The sequence below is a fragment of the Arcobacter sp. genome (assembly GCF_050300555.1).
In the GTDB taxonomy this organism is placed as follows: Bacteria; Campylobacterota; Campylobacteria; order Campylobacterales; family Arcobacteraceae; genus Arcobacter.
In genome coordinates this window covers 1-765 of sequence record NZ_JBNKXY010000119.1, presented here as the reverse complement: position 1 = coordinate 765, position 765 = coordinate 1, and the positions used below count along the sequence as shown (strand labels likewise).

The window sequence follows — 765 nt, the reverse complement described above, 5'->3', positions numbered from 1 at the left end:
TTCCGATCTTTTGTCGAAAGCATGAGTGCAAAAATTCTTTATATAATTTTGATCAAATTGTTCTCTTTTCATCTCTTGCAGACAAATCATATCACAATTCTTTTTCCTTGATTATGCTCTTGATGGAATTCCATTTGGAAGAAGAGTTAATACCTCTGACATTCCAGCACAATAAGTTCCATTGTCTATTGTTACTTCTTAAGTTTGTATCCATTAATAACCATTGGAGAATAGAGGGAGATCATCATCATCTTTCTCTTCTTCTTCATCATCAAATATAAACAAACAACAAAAAGAAAAACTGACTTTTGGAGCACTGAAAAGCAAGCTTATAAAGAAATAAAATAAAAGATAAAAAATTTAGATTAATGAAAGACTTTGATTTTTATAAGTCTTTCATTTGCTTTTAGTATTAATCAATAATTTGACGAACCGAACCAATTGCCATCGCAACTGCCCAAGGATTACCACCGCTTGAAACAGCAAGTCCAACTTGAGCAAGGAGTATCCCACATTTAACAGGATATTTTATTTGTGGTGGTGCGTAATCGTCTATGATTGATACAGCTGCTACTTTAACTGCTTCGACTGGTGATGTTGAGTTATAAACTTTCATAGCAGTTTTTGTAAAACCATAAGCTTGATCCACTACCGGAACTTGTTTTATAAGTGGATTTAACATTAAATAACACCCCCAGTCAGAAATTCACTAATTATAAATATCAAACGACTTTTAGAGATAGGAAGATAATTTAAACCAACCCC

The 765-nt window shown here is 32.5% G+C and carries 1 protein-coding gene; it reads right to left on the bottom strand.

All coding sequences use genetic code 11. The features are described from left to right. Nucleotides 1-412 precede the first annotated feature (412 nt). Complete coding sequence (locus ACQY5W_RS13100) at nt 413-649, bottom strand: hypothetical protein (RefSeq protein ID WP_428025419.1); 237 nt, start codon at nt 647-649, stop codon at nt 413-415. Between the last annotated feature and the right edge of the window lie 116 nt (nt 650-765).